The following is a 17,673-nucleotide window of genomic DNA, read 5'->3' as shown; positions in this document are numbered from 1 at the left end:
AAAAATGCGGTCCAGTAAGGGAGAGAGGAATGGTGGGCGATGACAGGCTCGAACTGCCGACATCTTCGGTGTAAACGAAGCGCTCTACCAACTGAGCTAATCGCCCATTCCAAGCGGATCGTTTAGGGCGTTCGCGCGAGGATCGCAAGCAAAAAACGGCTTCTCCAACGCATATTGGAACAACATCAAGAAAGTTTCACAAACTGCAGATTGGCTGCTTGACACCACATCAAGAACCCCCTAATTCAGCGCTCATCGACGCGTTGCTGCTTCGGCACAACGCCTCAAGCGCGGGTGTAGCTCAGTTGGTTAGAGTGCCGGCCTGTCACGCCGGAGGTCGCGGGTTCGAGCCCCGTCACTCGCGCCACTTCTCACAGAAAATGAAGAAGTGGCGCTCGGAGAAAATCTCCCAAGCTGGAATGAAAATCTCCCTGCACTTTTCCGAGAATTCCGTCGCTTTCTAAAGTAAAAGCACGGAGTTTCCACTCCGGGGATTCGGCGCGTCCTGTGTTGGTGTGTGGCCGGGAAAACGGCCTGCCAGAGCTCCCGAGATGCGCCGCAGTCAGCGGATTGTGGCTGTGCGGAAGGGATCCACGCTCGGAAGATCGTTCGTTCGTTCCGCACTGTCGAGAAGATAAACGAACATGATCACCGCAGCCGCCGCCGGTGACAGCAGGAGCGCAACGCGCAACACATACGAGAACAGTTTGATCGGGCTCATGGCGTAAGAGACTAAAGCTCGAACTTTAATGGACCCTGCACGCTTATGTTAACCATGGCTCGTAATGTTCGACAGACATGGTTTCGGCGGCCCGTTTTAACTCGACTGACAGCATTCAATGCTAGTCTGCTACCTCAGTTTGTGGGGGTCGCAGCCAGTGGTGACCAATTCTATAGCCAGCGAACGAACGCCCAAGCGATCGTTCGTAGCGACAATCCAGGCCGCTATTTTGCTCGGCCTTGTCGTGTTCGGTACCTGTCTCTTTGGAATCTACACGCGGCCGGTCGATTTCCTCGCCACGGTGTGGCCCGCCAATGCCGTCATGCTCGGCCTGCTTTTGCGGATGCCTGCCACGGCATCGCACTATGGCTGGGGCGCTGCGACAGCCGGGTTCGTTGCGGCTGACCTTCTCACCGGCTCTCCACTTGGCAAGACGCTCATACTGACGGGTGCAAACCTTGCCAGCATCGGCGGGGCCTTCGTTGTTCTGCGGATGTTTCCGCGGGAGGCGATCCGGCTGCAGACGCCGGAATCGGTTCCCCAGCTTGTTTCGGCGATCGGTTTTGGCGCCTGTATGGCGGGGCTGGTGGGGGCGGTGGCAAATCCGGTTCTGTTCAGCGGTACCGCACTGGGTGGCTGGACATTCTGGTTCGTCACCGAGTTTGCGAACTTTGTCGCGATCCTGCCAGTCATTCTCACGGCCCGCGTGATTTCGTTCCCGCGCGGCGCGTCGGCGAAACGGCTGGCCTATCTCGCAATGCCGATGATTGCGCTTGTGCTCACATGTTTTGCCAGTTTTCAGATCGGCGGTCCTGGCGCCGTCGCCTTCCCCGTGCCGGCGCTCCTGTGGGCGGCGATCGTGTATCCGCGTTTCGTCACGGTCCTCCTGACGTCGGTGTTCAGCTTCTGGAGCCTGATCGCGCTCTCTGCAAACCTGTTCGACAAGATGGTTGATGTCTCCGCAGAAGGTGCTTTGATCTCCATGCGGCTTGGCGTCAGCCTGATCACCCTTGCCCCCCTGATGCTTGCTAGTGCGATGGCGAAGCAGAAGGATCTGATCGCCCAGCTCTCCCATCTTGCCCGGCACGATCCCCTGTCCAATCTCCTCAACCGGCGTGCTTTCGGGGAAGAGGCATTGAGGCTCGTGCGGTCCTGCGCCCGACAGGCTCAGCCCTATTCCGTCCTCATGCTGGACATCGACCACTTCAAATCCATCAACGACCGCTTCGGTCATGCGACCGGAGACCAGGTGATTTCGATCGCAGCGGCAAGGATTTCGGCGTGTCTGCGCGGCAACGACATCATCGGTCGGGTCGGTGGCGAGGAATTCGCCATTCTCCTCCCCAAATGCCGCCGCGAACAGGCGCTTGAGGTGGCCGAACGCATCCGCAGCGCCTTCTCACAGGCACCCGTAAAGCCGGACAGGCAGGTTGCTATCCCCGTGACGGTCAGCGTCGGGCTGGCATCATCGGAAGACGGTTCAGCCGTGATTGAGGCGCTCTTGGAGGAAGCCGACAGGGCGCTCTATCGCGCCAAGCATCTCGGCCGCAACCGCGCCGAGATACACGGTCATGCGCCGGGCTGGAAATCGGTCTAGCCGTTGCGGCAGGTATCTGGCCCGGGCCTGATGGGGCAGCCCTCCCAACGGATGGTGGTTTTATTTAATTGGTGCTCTTGCAACGGTCGGCCCTCGCCACCACATGGGGATAAGCGGTGGCTGAGCCGGAGCGGGACGTCCTGCAGGATGTGTGGCGAGGTTCCCCGGGCAGCCGCTGTATTCGACCTGAACGACCCCGTGGTGACCATGAAGGTACCGGCACCCGGTTGGCTCTCAGGACCGAAGGAAGCGGGCCACGGCCCGCTTTTTTGTTTTCTGCGGCAAGCCCGGCTGCCGTCGACACTAGATCGCCGTGCGTCCGCCCGGATGCACAAAGGACGATCTAAACGATTGATGGAGCATCGGAATAATCCGAAAACCGGATTCCACTTTTCGGTCCGATGCGCTAGATCGCCGTGCGTCCGTCCGGACGCACAAAGGACGATCTAAACTATAAATGGAGCATCGGAATAATCCGAAAACCGGATTCCACTTTTCGGTCCGATGCTCTACAGGCCGAGCAAGGCCTTGGCTTCCTCAAGGCTCGACATGGATGCGTCGTGATCGCCAGCCTTGTGCTGTTCCTCGCCAAGGGCGCGCAGCTCCTGGACCCGGGCCCTGTCGCTTTCCGACAGCGAGGCGGTCGGCATTGCCTGGTCGATTTCACCCATCAGGACCGGGCATGAATGTGCATAGGCCGCTGCCGGCGACAGACCGATCAGCGCGACAAGAAGTGCATAGCGTTTCATGATTTCCTCCACATCGCCAAAGGTCCACGCTCCAGTCGTGGCATATGGCGGGAAGCCGCCATTATACACCGTTTTGTTCGCTGGCACCAACCGGCTATTGTGTCCGCTGCTACGGCTGGTCGGTAGGCCCGCTTCCTGGCAGGGAATAAAAAAATGCCCCGCAAGCCGGCTTGCGAGGCGCAGGTGGCTGCATAGTTTTCCCTGGGCGCTACTGTACGAGCACCGGGCGTTCGCAGCTTACGCTGGTAACCCTCACATCGGCTTCGCCGATCTTCACGCCGGCCAGTGCAAGCACATTGTAGAGGAGCTCGTCGATCGGTTCCGACAGGCTTGAGAGAAGCGTCTTGACCGTGCTTTTCACAAGCGTGCCGTTTAGGAGCGTTCCGCCCAGAAGCGACCCGCCCAGAACCTTGACGTCGAGCTGCAGATTATCGAGCAGCGAACTGGTCGTGGAACCCAGCACGTCGCGCGTCGACACGTTTTGAACGCGGGCGTTCTGGATGTCGGAGCTTGAGAAGCGCAGACGGGAAGGCTGCATGTTCTGCGTCTCCACATGCGCCATGCCTTCCACCGATACGCTCAAAAGGCCGCCGACATCGATCATCTTGGCTGGCGTGACCCGCGCCTCATCCGAGAAGGTGGACAGAACACTGTCATCGACCTCGCCTAGTGCAATCTCAAGCAGGCCCGGCATCGCATCCACGACGACGCTGCCTCTGTTCGGGTGGGCGGGGCTGCACTGAATATCGGCAAGCCGTGCCTCCGCATGCGCCACTTCCACGTAGAGCGGCACCCGCAGTTTCGTTTTCAGAACCACAAGGTCTATGCCGACTTCGAAGGAAACCTTGAGGCGCGTCTGCGCCGTGCGCACGGCGGTGCCGATGGGGCCAAGCGCATGACTGGGGGTGCCCACAGGCGGTTCACCGATGGCGAGCTTGACCGAGAGACTGGTGAGGGGAGGAAGGTTGAGGCCTGTATCGATCGCGATCTGGTTGTCGCCATTGGCAAGCGCGGCGCTCGCGGTAATCATTTCCAGCGCCGAAATCTTCATGTCCCAGGGAGCATCGGTAGCGATGGTCAACGGCCCTTTCGGATCGAGATTCAGAATCCGTTCCAGCCTGATCTTGCTGCTGTTCTTCGAGGTTGCCGTCTCCAGCGTCTTGAGAACGCTCTGCACCGTTGGCGGGACGCCGCTCGTCAGACGCATTGTAGACAGCAATTGCGGCAGGGTGAGTTCTGTTTCCAGGATCTCGCTATAGGTCAGGGCGTCCAGGTCCAGGCGTGTCGCAAGGGTCTGCATGAAGGAGAGGACGTTGATGTCGGTGTCGAGCAACCCCTCATAATCCATCACCTTCAGCGAAATCGTCGTGCCCAGAAGGCCGCCCAGGAGGCCGTTCAGTATGCCTCCATTGAGGCTTGCAAGACGGGAGCCCACGGAAAAGCCGGCAAGCTTCTCTGCCGAAGCCGTGCCGACCGCGGAGAGTTGCGGCGGATCGATGAACATCGCGCCAAAGTAAAGATCGCCAAGTTTTCTGATTGTCACCTTCGCCGCATCCGGCGATGTCTCCATCTCGACGAAGCGCAGATTGCTGGCGATCGACGGGTCGGGGTAATAGCGCCCGCGCACGAGCCGCGCTATGCCGCGTTTTTCCTGATCAATATACTCTTCGGCAGACAGGTAGCGCTCATCGAGCAGAAGCCCGTGGTCGGTTTCAACGGCGATGTTCTGATTGTTCAGGGCAAAGAACTTGGCAACGGCCTGCTCGGCTTTGGCGATGTCTGCGGCCGCGACAATCGAGGCGAGGTCTGCCGTCTTCTGTAGCTTCCGGTCCTGCAGGGTGAGATTGCCGTAATCCACGCCGAGTGCCACGCAGCCGATCATGATCGGCAGGAAAAGCGCAAACAGTGTCGCCACATTTGCCCGCCGATCCCGGGCGAAGCTGCATAAGGCGCTCTTTTTCTCAAAGGACATGTCAGAGTCCCCCGAGCCTGATTGTCGAGAAGCCGACGATCTCCTTGTCGGGCATGGCGTAGGAATAGAGCGACCAGATAGGTAGATCTGCGGCATCATACTTGACGGTGACAGTAAACTGACTGGGATTTGTCGCATCGTCGGCGACCTGAACGTCGAATTTCCGGACGTCGATAAATGGATGCTTGATCATCGACCGCTCGATGAAGTCGCGCGCCAGCTTCTGCCTTTCAGGCTGTGAAAGCCCTGCAACTGCGGCTCGGGCAGCATCTGCGCTGACCTGCTGTACGGAATGAGACGCGCTCAGATAGATTCCGTAAGCAATCATGGAAAAGACAGTGAGAAAAAACACCGGTGCTATGATTGCAAATTCAAGCGCGGCGGTGCCATCTGAACGATGGAAAAATTTTAGGAAAAGTCTTCTGTTCATTTCCAATACTCCCAAGCCCGGGAATAGGATTCAGGAGCAGAAATAAACAAAGCTTAAACATATAAGGCGAATTCAAATACTGATGGTTTTTGCCGATCGGTTGTAGAAAATTTTCAAGCAACCTTTGATTTATATCATTCCTATATTTGTTGACAACTCAAGGTTACACAAGTCAGGATTGTGGTTCTCTGATTTCCCCGGGAATGCCGGGTTTGAAGGAAATGAGCTGTTTGATCTGGATCGGTTATCTCGCCTTTAAATTGAGAAAGGAGAAATCCAGTGGGTTTGGAAACAGTTGTCGATCCATCGAAACAATATTTGCTTCCTGAAAATCAGCGATCGAAAAAAAACTCAAAAAAATTTTGTAACTCCATAGTAAAAACGCCAGAAGTTGCAAAAAATTTTATTGTAACCTGAAATTTGGATGCCGTTCCCGGTGTCAGTCCCGATGCCTGGAAGCCACGGCTTTCAGGCGGTCCGCGAGATCTCCGCGCGGCATGATGTCGATGGTATCCAGATCCAGCCATTGCGACAGACGCCGAAGTTCCGCGTAGAGGGCTTCTGCCGTATGAGCCGGTGCGTGCCGTTCCGCATGGCTCGACTGGACAAGAAGAACCCGTCCGGCGCGATCCGCTTTGAGATCGACGCGGGCGACAATGCGATCCCCCAGGAGAAAGGGCAGGACATAATAGCCATGCACACGTTTGTGGGCAGGCGTGTAAATCTCGATCCGGTAGCGAAATCCGAAAATGCGCTCGGCTCTGTCGCGCTCCCACACGACCGGGTCGAAAGGGGCGAGGAGGGCGGGTCTGTCGATACGGCGCGGGAGCTGTGCGTCCCTGTGGAGATATGCGGGGTGACGCCAGCCCTTGATCTCCACTGGCTGCAGCGCACCCTCTTCCACGAGCTCGGCGACGCGCGCCTGCGAGGCGGCGGGCTTCAGTCGAAAATAATCCCTGATATCCGGTTCGCTGGCAACACCGAGCGCGCGCGCCGCGATGTCGACGAGGGCGCGTTGCGCGTCGTCTTCACGCGGTGTGGGCGTCTCGAAGACCTCTCGCGGCAGAACACGTTCGGGAAGATCATAGAGGCGCTCGAAACTGGGGCGGCGCGAATGCGTGGTGATGCGTCCGCACCAGAAAAGCCATTCAAGCGCCTTCTTGGTCTCGCTCCAGCCCCACCAGCCGCCGCTTCCCGTCTCTCCCTCGAAGTCGGATGCGGCCACGGGGCCGGCGGTCTCCACCTGCCTGTAAACACGGTCCACCAGTTCGCGCTTCTCGCGGGCAAAACGAACGAGCCCCTTGTAGACACCTTCACCACGCGCCGCGCGCTCCATACGCCAGCGCATGAGGGGCTGGGTCTCGACAGGCAGGAGGGATGCCTCGTGCGCCCAGTATTCAAAAAGCATGCGCGGCTTCTTCGACTGTGCGCGGCCAAGAAGATCGACCGGATAAGGGCCCAGCCGCGCATAGAGGGGCATGAGATGTGCGCGCGCCAGAACGTTGACCGAGTCGATCTGCAGGAGTCCGGTGCGGCCCAGCATGCGCTTTATATGTAGCCGGGTAACGGTTCCCCTGAGTGGAATGGTGGAAAACCCCTGGGCACCGAGGGCAATTCGCCGCACCTCGCCCGGTGTGAGTCGCTCTCTTTGCATTCGCGGCGCCTCGTCCTGCTTTTTTTGTCTTGTACAAGACCTAGACAGTGGATGGATCGGGCGCCACCCGATTGTTCCAAAAGAGCGGAGTCTCCTGACAGGAAACGCATAACGCTTTACACACGGCATTTATGCGTTAAGTCCGCAGTTGCAGCACGTCGGGAGGGCGTAGTGTGTGAACAATGGCGGATATGCGTGCGACAATGCCGCAATCTGGCCAAGGTTTGACTTGCGTCGCCAAGCGCCCTGCGCTAACCCTCGCCGCGTTGCAACATGAGCCTAGCCTTGCTGCCTTGGCCGTAGGCGCAAAAACCCGGTCACGGGCCTCGATACGCAGCCTCGCCCGCGGCGGGCAACGGAAAGTCGGACCATGAATGAGCTTCTGAGTTCATACCTACCTATCGTTATTTTCATCGGCGTTGCGCTTGTTGTCGCTCTTGCGCTGGTGGTTGCGCCATTCCTGGTGGCCTATCGCAATCCGGATCCTGAGAAGCTGTCGGCCTACGAGTGCGGTTTCAATGCATTCGACGATGCCCGCATGAAGTTCGATGTGCGCTTCTATCTGGTGGCGATTCTGTTCATCATCTTCGATCTGGAAGTGGCTTTCCTCTTCCCGTGGGCGGTGGCGTTCGGAGATATCGGCTGGCTCGGCTTCTGGTCTATGATGGTGTTCCTCGGGGTTCTGACCATCGGCTTCATCTACGAATGGAAGAAGGGAGCGCTGGAATGGGACTGAACAACGACACGCTCGTAGCGCCCCAGCCCAAGGGTTTGATTGATCCGAACACCGGCAACCCGATCGGTTCGGACGATCCGTTCTACACGGGCATCAACAACGAGCTTTCCGACAAGGGCTTTCTTGTCACGTCTTCGGAAGCGCTGATCACCTGGGCGCGCACCGGCTCGCTCATGTGGATGACCTTCGGTCTGGCCTGCTGCGCCGTTGAGATGATGCACATCTCCATGCCGCGCTATGATGCAGAGCGTTTCGGCATCGCGCCGCGTGCGTCACCGCGCCAGTCGGATGTGATGATCGTCGCCGGCACGCTGACCAACAAGATGGCGCCCGCGCTGCGCAAGGTCTATGACCAGATGCCCGAGCCGCGTTACGTCATCTCCATGGGCTCCTGCGCCAATGGCGGCGGTTATTATCACTATTCCTATTCGGTGGTGCGCGGCTGCGATCGCGTCGTGCCTGTCGATATCTATGTGCCCGGCTGCCCGCCCACGGCGGAAGCGCTGCTTTACGGCATTCTTCTTCTCCAGAAGAAGATCCGTCGCACCGGCACGATCGAACGTTAGAGGCGGATATGAGCGAAGCGCTGAAGGACCTGGCGGCCTACGTCACGGAAAAGCTCGACGCGCAGATTCAGGATGCGGTCGTCGCCTATGGCGAACTGACCTTCCTGGTCGAGCCGGGCGACATCGTCGATGTGCTCAACTTTCTGAAGAACGATGTTCAGTGTCAGTTCTTCGCATTCGTCGATATTTCGGGCGCGGATTATCCCTCGCGCCAGAAGCGTTTCGAGGTGGTCTACCATCTTCTGTCGCCGCGTCAGAACCAGCGCGTCCGCGTGAAACTGTCGACGGATGAGGACACGCCGGTGCCTTCGGCCATCGAAGTGTTTCCGGCCGCCAACTGGTTCGAGCGCGAAATCTACGACATGTACGGTGTTCTCTTCACCGGGCATCCGGACCTGCGGCGCATCCTCACAGACTACGGTTTCGAGGGCCACCCGCTGCGCAAGGATTTCCCTCTGACCGGCTTTGTCGAGGTGCGCTACGACGACAATCTGAAGCGTGTCGTCTACGAACCCGTCGAACTGCGACAGGAATTCCGCAATTTCGATTTCCTTTCGCCATGGGAGGGGACGGACTATGTGTTGCCGGGCGATGAAAAGGCGAAAGAGTGAAGGAAGCGAATAGGGAGTAGCGAATAGCGAATAGAGAGGCTCGGTTGACGATCAACTCGTACAGGGACCTTCTGATATGGAAAGCAGCGATGGATTTGGCTACGGACTGCTATCGTGCAACCGGAGACTTTCCAAAAACAGAGATTTACGGTCTTACGAGTCAGATACGCCGCGCGGCCGGTTCGGTACCGGCGAACATTGCTGAAGGGCATGGGCGCGAACTTACCGGAGCCTTTATTCAGTTTCTGCGCGTTGCGCAGGGTTCGCTGAAGGAATTAGAGACGCATCTGATGTTGGCGTCGCGTTTGAGTTTATTGGAAGAAAGCAGGCTGCAGGAGTTGCTCCAGGCGGCTGAAGAGATTGGAAAGATGATCAGATCAATGATCCGGCGACTACAGGAAAAATCGGCATGACGGGATCGCTTTCTATTCGCTATTCGCTATTCGCTATTCGCTCTGGCCACGAAGGGGCCATGCGTCATGACTGAACACTCCGTCCGCAACTTCAACATCAACTTCGGCCCGCAGCATCCGGCGGCGCACGGCGTTCTGCGCCTTGTGCTTGAGCTCGACGGTGAGGTGGTCGAGCGCGTTGATCCGCATATTGGCCTTCTTCATCGCGGCACCGAAAAGCTGATCGAGCACAAGACCTATCTGCAGGCCGTGCCTTATTTCGACCGGCTCGACTATGTGGCGCCGATGAACCAGGAACACGCTTTTGCGCTGGCCGTCGAGCGTCTGATCGGCATTGACGTGCCGATCCGCGGGCAGCTCATTCGCGTGCTGTTCTCCGAGATCGGCCGTATCCTGAACCATCTTCTGAACATCACCACGCAGGCGCTGGACGTGGGCGCGCTCACCCCGCCGCTGTGGGGCTTTGAAGAGCGCGAAAAGCTGATGGTGTTTTATGAGCGGGCCTGTGGCGCGCGCATGCACGCGGCCTATTTCCGCCCCGGCGGCGTTCATCAGGACATTCCAGACCAGCTCGTCGAGGACATCGGCAACTGGATCGAGCCCTTTCACAAGACGGTGGATGATCTTGACAATCTCCTGACCGGCAACCGTATCTTCAAGCAGCGCAATGTCGATATCGGCGTTGTCACGCTGGAAGACGCATGGGCCTGGGGCTTTTCGGGCGTCATGGTGCGTGGTTCGGGTGCGGCATGGGATCTGCGCAAGAGCCAGCCCTATGAATGCTACCCGCAGATGGAATTCGACATTCCGATCGGCAAGAATGGCGACTGCTATGATCGCTATCTCATCCGTATGGAAGAGATGCGCCAGTCGGCGAAGATCATGCGCCAGTGTGTTGATCGTCTTCTTGGCAAGGAGCGTGTCGGCCCGGTCTCCAACACCGACGGCAAGATCGTCCCGCCCAAGCGCGGCGAGATGAAGCGGTCAATGGAAGCGCTGATCCATCACTTCAAGCTCTACACCGAAGGCTACCACGTCCCCGAAGGCGAGGTTTATGCCTGTGTGGAAGCGCCCAAGGGCGAGTTCGGCGTCTATCTGGTCTCCGACGGCTCCAACAAGCCCTATCGCTGCAAGCTGCGCGCGCCGGGCTTTGCTCATCTCCAGGCAATGGATTTCCTGTGCCGCGGCCATCTTCTGGCCGACGTCGCCGCCGTGCTTGGCTCCCTCGACATCGTGTTTGGTGAGGTAGACAGATAAATGTCAGTCCGCCGTCTCGCAGACGAAGCCGTCCAGCCGCAGAGCTTCGCTTTTTCCCGTGCCATGAACGGGGAGGTGAAGCGCTGGCTGGGCAAATATCCGAAAGACCGCAAGCAGTCGGCGGTAATCCCGCTTCTGATGCTCGCGCAGGAGCAGGAAGGCTGGGTCACGCGCGCAGCCATCGAGCATGTGGCCGAAATGCTGGACATGCCGCTGATCCGCGTGCTCGAAGTGGCGACCTTCTATACCCAGTTCCAGCTCGCGCCCGTCGGCACCCGCGCCCACATTCAGGTCTGCGGCACCACGCCCTGCATGCTGCGCGGTTCCGGCGAACTGATCGAGCTTTGCAAGAAGAAGATCAATCCCGAACCCTTCCACCCAAATGCCGACGGCACGCTGTCGTGGGAAGAGGTGGAGTGTCAGGGTGCCTGTGTGAACGCGCCGATGGTCATGATCTTCAAGGACACCTATGAAGATCTGACGCCCGAGCGTCTGGAAGAAATCATCGATGCGTTCGAAGCCGGCAAGGGCGACACGATCAAGCCCGGTCCGCAGATCGACCGCATCTACTCGGCCCCGGCGAGCGGCCTGACGGCGCTGACCGACGAAAAGGCCGTTACGGGCAAGACGAAAGCGAAGGCCGGCAGCAGGGCGAAAGCAGCAGGCACCGAGGTGCCGCCGTCGCGCGCCGCAAAGCCCGACACGTCCGCAACCGAAACCGACCCGGCCATCAAGTCGCCGTCTCCGGTCAAGGCAGACAATGGCAAGACATCGGCAGCCGCCGCTGTTTCCGCCAAGGCCGCGCCGAAGAAAAAGCCTGGCACCTCGCCCAAATCCGCCACCGCATCCAAAGCGTCTGCGGCCGGAAAAGCGGCAAAAACAGCGAAACCGGCCAAGCCCGCGCTTGAAGACAAGAACCGTCCGGTCGGCATCGAGCGCCCGGCAGAACCCGACGACCTCAAGATGATTTCCGGCGTCGGCCCGAAGATCGAGGGCATTCTGCACGATCTTGGCATTTTCACCTTCGAGCAGGTTTCGAAGTGGAAGAAGGCCGAGCGCGAATGGGTCGACGGCTATCTGAGTTTTCATGGCCGCATCGAGCGCGAGGACTGGGTCAAACAGGCCAAGGCGCTCGCCAAGGGCGGCGAAGCCGAATACATCAGGGTTTTCGGCAAGAAGCCGAGGTGAGGGACTGAGCCATGCTCCAGGATAAAGACCGCATCTTCACCAATATTTACGGCCAGTTCGACCGTTCCCTGAAGGGCGCGCAGTCGCGCGGCCTGTGGGACAACACCAAGGGGCTGATCGACAAGGGCCGCGACTGGATCATCAACGAGATGAAGGCGTCGGGCCTGCGCGGGCGCGGTGGCGCCGGCTTCCCGACCGGTCTCAAATGGTCGTTCATGCCGAAAGAGCCGGGCGACCGCCCGCATTATCTCGTCGTCAATGCCGACGAATCGGAGCCTGGCACCTGTAAAGACCGCGACATCATGCGCCACGACCCGCACACGCTGGTCGAGGGATGCCTGATCGCCGGCTTCGCCATGGGCGCCCACACCGCATACATCTATGTGCGCGGCGAGTTCATCCGTGAGCGCGAGGCGCTCGAGCGTGCCATTGCCGAGTGTTACGAAGCGGGCCTGCTTGGCAAGAACAACAAATGCGGCTGGGACATGGACGTTTACGTCCATCACGGCGCCGGCGCTTATATCTGCGGTGAGGAAACGGCACTTCTGGAAAGCCTTGAAGGCAAGAAGGGCCAGCCGCGCCTCAAGCCGCCATTCCCTGCGAATGTCGGCCTCTATGGCTGCCCGACCACCGTGAACAACGTCGAATCCATCGCCGTTGCGCCGACCATTCTGCGTCGCGGCGCATCGTGGTTCTCGTCCTTCGGGCGCGAGAACAACAAGGGCACGAAGCTTTTTTGCATCTCCGGCCACGTGGAAAATCCGTGCACGGTGGAAGAGGAAATGTCCATTCCGTTCCGCGAGCTGATCGAGCGCCATTGCGGCGGCATCCGCGGCGGCTGGGACAATCTTCTGGCGGTCATTCCCGGCGGCTCTTCGGTGCCGCTGGTGCCGGCCAGTGAGATCATCGACACGCCGATGGACTTCGACAGCCTGCGCGAACTGAAGTCCGGTCTCGGCACCGCCGCGGTGATTGTCATGGACAAGTCGACCGACATCGTGAAGGCGATTGCGCGGCTTTCCTATTTCTACAAGCACGAGAGCTGCGGCCAGTGCACGCCGTGCCGCGAGGGCACTGGCTGGATGTGGCGTGTGATGGAGCGTCTGGTCGTCGGCCAGGCGCAAAAGCACGAAATCGACATGTTGCTCGATGTGACCAAGCAGGTGGAAGGCCACACGATCTGCGCCCTTGGCGATGCGGCCGCGTGGCCGATCCAGGGTCTCGTGCGTCATTTCCGCCCGGAGATCGAGCGGCGCATCGATGAATTCACCCGCAATGCGCATCAGGCCCGGCCGGCGCTGGTGGCGGCGGAATAAAAGTGAAGGTTTGCTCCGGAAGGGGCGAGAGGTAAGCGGACAGCGACCATGGCAAAATTGAAAGTCGACGGCACGGAGATCGAGGTACCCGATCACTACACGCTGCTGCAGGCCGCCGAGGAGGCGGGCGCGGAGGTGCCGCGCTTCTGTTTTCATGAGCGTCTGTCGATCGCCGGCAACTGCCGCATGTGTCTGGTGGAAGTGAAGGGCGGACCGCCCAAGCCGGCCGCCTCCTGCGCCATGGGCGTGCGCGATCTGCGCCCCGGCCCGAACGGCGAGGCGCCGGAAATCTTCACCAACACGCCGATGGTCAAGAAGGCCCGCGAAGGTGTGATGGAGTTCCTGCTCATCAACCATCCGCTCGATTGCCCGATCTGCGACCAGGGCGGCGAATGCGACCTGCAGGATCAGGCGATGGCCTTCGGCGTGGATTCGTCCCGCTACAAGGAAAACAAGCGCGCCGTCGAAGACAAATATATCGGCCCGCTCGTCAAAACGATCATGACGCGCTGCATCCACTGCACGCGCTGCGTCCGTTTCACCACCGAGGTGGCCGGCATTTCGGAGCTCGGCCTGATCGGCCGTGGCGAGGATGCCGAGATCACCACCTATCTCGAAGAGGCGATGACGTCCGAGCTTCAGGGCAATGTGATTGACCTGTGCCCGGTTGGCGCGCTGACGTCGCGCCCCTATGCGTTCCAGGCGCGTCCGTGGGAGCTCAACAAGACCCAGTCCATCGACGTGATGGATGCGGTTGGCTCGGCCATCCGCGTTGATACGCGTGGCCGCGAAGTCATGCGCATCATGCCGCGCATCAACGAGGCGGTGAACGAGGAGTGGATTTCCGACAAGACCCGCTTCATCTGGGACGGCCTGCGCACGCAGCGCCTTGACCGCCCCTATGTGCGCAGGGACAACCGCCTGCAGCCGGCATCGTGGGGCGAGGCGTTCGACGCCATTGCAAAAGCTGTGACGAAGGCTCAGCCGGAAAAGATCGGCGCAATCGCCGGCGATCTCGCAGCCGTCGAGGAAATGTACGCACTCAAGGCGCTGATGCAGTCGCTCGCCTCCCCGAATTATGACTGCCGCCAGGATGGCGCAGTGCTTGATCCGGCGCTTGGGCGTGCGGGCTATCTCTTCAACCCGACCATCGAGGGCATCGAGGAGGCCGACGCGCTTCTGATCGTCGGCGCCAATCCGCGTTTCGAGGCGTCCGTTCTCAACGCCCGCATCCGCAAGCGCTGGCGCATGGGCGATTTCCCCATTGGCGTCATCGGCGAGATGGGTGACCTGCGTTACGAATACGACATGCTCGGTGCCGGGGCCGAAACGCTCAAGGAACTGGCCGAAGGCAATGGCAAATTCGCCTCGGTCCTCAAGAAAGCCAAGCGTCCGATGATCATCGTGGGGCAGGGGGCTCTGGCCCGCTCCGACGGTGCGGCGATCCTCGGTCTCGCGGCAAAGCTTGCCGGATCGGTCAAGGCGGTTTCTGCCGAGTGGAACGGTTTTGCCGTCCTTCACACGGCGGCAAGCCGCGTCGGCGGTCTCGATCTCGGCTTCGTGCCCGGTAAAGAGGGCAAGGACGTGAAGGGTATGATGGGCGCGATGGACGTGCTCTTCCTGCTCGGCGCCGACGAGATCGACATGAGTGCCATCGGCGAGGCCTTCACCGTCTATATCGGCACCCATGGCGATGCCGGTGCACACCGCGCCGATGTCATCCTGCCGGCAGCCACCTATACGGAAAAGTCCGGCACCTATGTGAACACCGAGGGCCGGGTGCAGATGACCAACCGCGCCGGTTTCGCGCCGGGTGAGGCGAAGGAAGACTGGGCCATTCTTCGGGCGCTATCCGATGTGCTTGGCCACAAGCTGCCCTTCGATTCGCTTGGCGCCCTTCGCGCAGCGCTTTATGCCGAATTCCCGCATTTCGCGGCCATCGACACGGTTGCGCCGGCCGATGCAGGCGATGTCGAGAAACTCGCCAAGCTTGGCGGGCGGCTTACCAAGGCTCCCTTCACCTCGCCGGTGAAGGATTTCTATCTCACCAATCCGATCGCCCGTGCCTCGGCTGTGATGGCTGAATGTTCGGCACTGGCGCGCGGCGACGTAAAACAGGCGGCCGAGTAGAGACGAATGGATACCTTCTTTTCAACCTACGTCCTTCCGGGGCTTCTGATCCTTCTGCAGTCGGTGGCGATGATCGTCATCCTCCTGATCTTCGTCGCCTATATCCTTTACGCCGACCGCAAGATCTGGGCCGCCGTGCAGCGCCGCCGTGGTCCGAACGTGGTCGGCCCGTGGGGCCTGTTCCAGGCGTTTGCCGACCTCTTCAAGTTTGTCTTCAAGGAGCCGGTGATCCCGTCGGGCGCCAACAAGGGTGTGTTCCTGCTCGCGCCGGTCGTCGCTTCGGTTCTGGCGATTGCCGCATGGGCGGTGATCCCGGTCAATGAAGGCTGGGCGATTGCCAATGTGAACATCGGCATTCTCTATGTCTTCGCCATCGCTTCGCTGGAAGTCTATGGCGTGATCATGGGCGGCTGGGCGTCCAACTCGAAATATCCGTTCCTTGGCGCGCTGCGTTCGGCGGCACAGATGGTCTCGTATGAGGTCTCCATCGGCTTCGTGATCGTCACCGTCCTGCTCACGGTCGGCTCGCTGAACCTGACCGACATCGTGCTCGCGCAGGGCGACGGTCTCGGCACCATGCTCGGCCTGCCCAACACGTTCCTAGACTGGAACTGGCTGGCGCTGTTCCCCATGTTCATCGTGTTCTTCATTTCGGCGCTCGCCGAGACGAACCGTCCTCCCTTCGATCTGGTGGAGGCTGAATCCGAGCTCGTGGCCGGTCACATGATCGAGTATTCCTCGACGCCGTTCCTGCTCTTCTTCCTCGGCGAGTATGTGGCAATCGTCCTGATGTGCGCGCTCACCACCATCCTGTTCCTGGGTGGCTGGCTGCCGCCGCTCGACTTCGCGCCCTTCACCTGGGTGCCGGGTGTGATCTGGTTCGTGTTGAAGATGTGCATGGTCTTCTTCATGTTCGCGCTGGTGAAGGCTTTCGTGCCGCGCTACCGCTACGATCAGTTGATGCGCCTTGGCTGGAAAGTGTTCCTGCCGCTGTCGCTCTTCATGGTCGTTGCCACCGCGGCCTTCCTGAAAATCACGGGGATGGCATGACCATGACCTTTTTCATCCCTGAAACACGCTTCGGAGAAAATCGATGAGTGCGCTTGCACAGGCAGCCAAATCGCTGCTTCTCAAAGAGTTCGTCGGGGCTGTCATCCTGTCCATGCGGCAGTTCTTTGCTCCGAAATACACGCTGAACTATCCGCATGAAAAAGGCCCGGTCAGCCCGCGCTTTCGTGGCGAGCACGCATTGCGCCGCTATCCCAATGGCGAAGAGCGCTGCATTGCATGCAAGCTGTGCGAGGCGATCTGCCCGGCGCAGGCCATCACCATCGAGGCGGGGCCCCGCCGCAATGACGGCACGCGCCGGACGGTGCGCTACGACATCGACATGGTGAAGTGCATCTATTGCGGCTTCTGTCAGGAGGCCTGCCCGGTTGACGCCATCGTCGAGGGGCCGAACTTCGAGTTCGCGACGGAAACGCGCGAAGAGCTTTACTACGACAAGGACAAGCTGCTCGCCAATGGCGACCGGTGGGAGCGGGAACTGGCGCGCAACATCGCGCTGGATGCACCATACCGGTGACGGTTTGACCCGTGGACGGGGGCGGGGCGCCCGTCTAAACGAAGCATCGTGAATGCCCGGCTTGCCGGGTTTCTTGAAAAGCCGGAGCGCTCTGCTTCGGCAGGCTAGGTACCGAGGGAACCATGCTGACAGGACTTGAGGCGATTTTCTTTTATCTGTTCGCCTTCCTAACCGTGGCGGCGGCCTTTATGGTCATTTCCGCGCGCAATCCCGTGCATTCGGTGCTCTATCTGATCGTCGCGTTCTTCAACTCGGCCGGTCTCTTCCTTCTGACGGGCGCCGAGTTTCTGGCCTTCATCATGCTGGTCGTCTATGTCGGCGCGGTTGCCGTGCTGTTCCTTTTCGTCGTCATGATGCTGGATGTGGACTTCGCGGAGCTGAAGCGCGGCGCGCTGCAGTATGCGCCGGTCGGTGCGCTGGTAGGCATCATCCTGGCCGCAGAGCTGATCATCGTTCTTGGCGGTTACGCCTTCGCGCCGGAGCTTTCGGGCGAGGTTGCCCAGCCCACGCCGCCGATCGATGTGCGCCACAACACGGCCGCGCTCGGCGACATTCTCTACACGGATTACATCCATTTCTTCCAGATCGCCGGCATGGTGCTGCTGGTGGCCATGATCGGCGCCATCGTGCTGACGCTGCGCCACAAGGAAAACGTCAAGCGGCAGAACATCTCTGTCCAGGTGGCGCGCACGCCTGAAACGGCGATTGAAATCAAGAAAGTCGAAACGGGCGAGGGGCTCTGATCATG

18 protein-coding genes and 2 tRNA genes are annotated in these 17,673 nt (G+C 59.8%); 14 read left to right on the top strand and 6 right to left on the bottom strand.

Features of this window, described 5'->3' with window-relative positions; translation table 11 throughout:
- Positions 1-30: 30 nt before the first annotated feature.
- Positions 31-106, bottom strand: a tRNA-Val gene (locus tag KUG85_RS04460).
- A gap of 184 nt (positions 107-290) precedes the next feature.
- On the opposite strand from KUG85_RS04460, the gene KUG85_RS04455 reads away from it, so the two are divergent.
- A tRNA-Asp gene (locus KUG85_RS04455) sits at positions 291-367 on the top strand.
- Between the two features lie 195 nt (positions 368-562).
- On the opposite strand, the gene KUG85_RS04450 is transcribed toward KUG85_RS04455, so the two are convergent.
- Positions 563-721 carry a hypothetical protein gene (locus KUG85_RS04450; protein ID WP_223004268.1) on the bottom strand — a complete coding sequence of 53 codons (159 nt, stop codon included), beginning with the start codon at positions 719-721 and terminating at the stop codon, positions 563-565.
- 244 nt (positions 722-965) lie between these two features.
- On the opposite strand from KUG85_RS04450, the gene KUG85_RS04445 reads away from it, so the two are divergent.
- Positions 966-2,318, top strand: a complete 1,353-nt coding sequence (locus tag KUG85_RS04445; RefSeq protein WP_255606249.1) for a GGDEF domain-containing protein — start codon at positions 966-968, stop codon at positions 2,316-2,318.
- A gap of 509 nt (positions 2,319-2,827) precedes the next feature.
- Here KUG85_RS04445 and KUG85_RS04440 read toward each other — a convergent pair.
- The 3 genes from KUG85_RS04440 to KUG85_RS04430 form a co-directional block, all read right to left on the bottom strand.
- Positions 2,828-3,067 carry a hypothetical protein gene (locus KUG85_RS04440; RefSeq protein ID WP_065817678.1) on the bottom strand — a complete coding sequence of 80 codons (240 nt, stop codon included), beginning with the start codon at positions 3,065-3,067 and terminating at the stop codon, positions 2,828-2,830.
- Between the two features lie 208 nt (positions 3,068-3,275).
- Positions 3,276-5,039: a pilus assembly protein TadG-related protein gene (locus tag KUG85_RS04435; protein ID WP_223004267.1), complete on the bottom strand. Its 1,764-nt coding sequence runs from the start codon at positions 5,037-5,039 to the stop codon at positions 3,276-3,278.
- A gap of 1 nt (position 5,040) precedes the next feature.
- Positions 5,041-5,469 (bottom strand): TadE/TadG family type IV pilus assembly protein, encoded by a 429-nt coding sequence (locus KUG85_RS04430; RefSeq protein WP_223004266.1) that lies wholly within the window; start codon positions 5,467-5,469, stop codon positions 5,041-5,043.
- A gap of 279 nt (positions 5,470-5,748) precedes the next feature.
- Here KUG85_RS04430 and KUG85_RS04425 point away from each other — a divergent pair, with 279 nt between their 5' ends.
- Positions 5,749-5,886 carry a hypothetical protein gene (locus KUG85_RS04425; protein WP_223004265.1) on the top strand — a complete coding sequence of 46 codons (138 nt, stop codon included), beginning with the start codon at positions 5,749-5,751 and terminating at the stop codon, positions 5,884-5,886.
- A gap of 22 nt (positions 5,887-5,908) precedes the next feature.
- Here KUG85_RS04425 and KUG85_RS04420 read toward each other — a convergent pair whose 3' ends face one another.
- A complete protein-coding gene (locus KUG85_RS04420) occupies positions 5,909-7,123 on the bottom strand; it encodes a winged helix-turn-helix domain-containing protein (protein ID WP_223004264.1) in 1,215 nt (404 codons plus the stop codon).
- Between the two features lie 370 nt (positions 7,124-7,493).
- On the opposite strand from KUG85_RS04420, the gene KUG85_RS04415 reads away from it, so the two are divergent.
- The 11 genes from KUG85_RS04415 (at position 7,494) to KUG85_RS04365 (ending at position 17,668) form a co-directional block, all read left to right on the top strand.
- Entirely contained in the window at positions 7,494-7,859 is a 366-nt protein-coding gene (locus KUG85_RS04415) for an NADH-quinone oxidoreductase subunit A (protein ID WP_223004263.1), read from the top strand.
- The gene (locus tag KUG85_RS04410; protein ID WP_065817674.1) at positions 7,850-8,425 is read left to right on the top strand and encodes a NuoB/complex I 20 kDa subunit family protein; all 576 of its coding nucleotides are present in this window, start codon (positions 7,850-7,852) and stop codon (positions 8,423-8,425) included. Before KUG85_RS04415 ends, KUG85_RS04410 begins: the two co-directional genes overlap by 10 nt.
- 8 nt (positions 8,426-8,433) lie before the next feature.
- Complete coding sequence (locus KUG85_RS04405; protein WP_065817673.1) at positions 8,434-9,036, top strand: NADH-quinone oxidoreductase subunit C; 603 nt, start codon at positions 8,434-8,436, stop codon at positions 9,034-9,036.
- Between the two features lie 44 nt (positions 9,037-9,080).
- Entirely contained in the window at positions 9,081-9,449 is a 369-nt protein-coding gene (locus tag KUG85_RS04400; RefSeq protein WP_223004262.1) for a four helix bundle protein, read from the top strand.
- A gap of 66 nt (positions 9,450-9,515) precedes the next feature.
- Complete coding sequence (locus KUG85_RS04395) at positions 9,516-10,706, top strand: NADH-quinone oxidoreductase subunit D (protein WP_223004261.1); 1,191 nt, start codon at positions 9,516-9,518, stop codon at positions 10,704-10,706.
- Positions 10,707-11,894, top strand: coding sequence for an NADH-quinone oxidoreductase subunit E (locus KUG85_RS04390; protein WP_223004260.1), 1,188 nt, complete (start codon positions 10,707-10,709; stop codon positions 11,892-11,894).
- A gap of 11 nt (positions 11,895-11,905) precedes the next feature.
- Positions 11,906-13,210 (top strand): NADH-quinone oxidoreductase subunit NuoF, encoded by a 1,305-nt coding sequence (gene nuoF / locus KUG85_RS04385; RefSeq protein ID WP_223004259.1) that lies wholly within the window; start codon positions 11,906-11,908, stop codon positions 13,208-13,210.
- Positions 13,211-13,258: 48 nt separating this feature from the next.
- Positions 13,259-15,340: an NADH-quinone oxidoreductase subunit NuoG gene (gene nuoG, locus KUG85_RS04380; RefSeq protein ID WP_223004258.1), complete on the top strand. Its 2,082-nt coding sequence runs from the start codon at positions 13,259-13,261 to the stop codon at positions 15,338-15,340.
- A 6-nt stretch (positions 15,341-15,346) separates the two neighbouring features.
- A complete protein-coding gene (gene nuoH, locus KUG85_RS04375; protein WP_007007897.1) occupies positions 15,347-16,390 on the top strand; it encodes an NADH-quinone oxidoreductase subunit NuoH in 1,044 nt (347 codons plus the stop codon).
- 43 nt (positions 16,391-16,433) lie between these two features.
- Positions 16,434-16,925, top strand: coding sequence for an NADH-quinone oxidoreductase subunit NuoI (nuoI, locus tag KUG85_RS04370; protein ID WP_065817666.1), 492 nt, complete (start codon positions 16,434-16,436; stop codon positions 16,923-16,925).
- 122 nt (positions 16,926-17,047) lie between these two features.
- Positions 17,048-17,668 (top strand): NADH-quinone oxidoreductase subunit J, encoded by a 621-nt coding sequence (locus KUG85_RS04365; protein WP_065817665.1) that lies wholly within the window; start codon positions 17,048-17,050, stop codon positions 17,666-17,668.
- Positions 17,669-17,673 lie beyond the last annotated feature (5 nt).

Source organism: Nitratireductor rhodophyticola (genome assembly GCF_019891355.1).
Lineage (GTDB): Bacteria > Pseudomonadota > Alphaproteobacteria > Rhizobiales > Rhizobiaceae > Nitratireductor > Nitratireductor rhodophyticola.
Note: the sequence above shows the minus strand (reverse complement) of the source record. Positions and strands in the feature narration are given on the sequence as shown.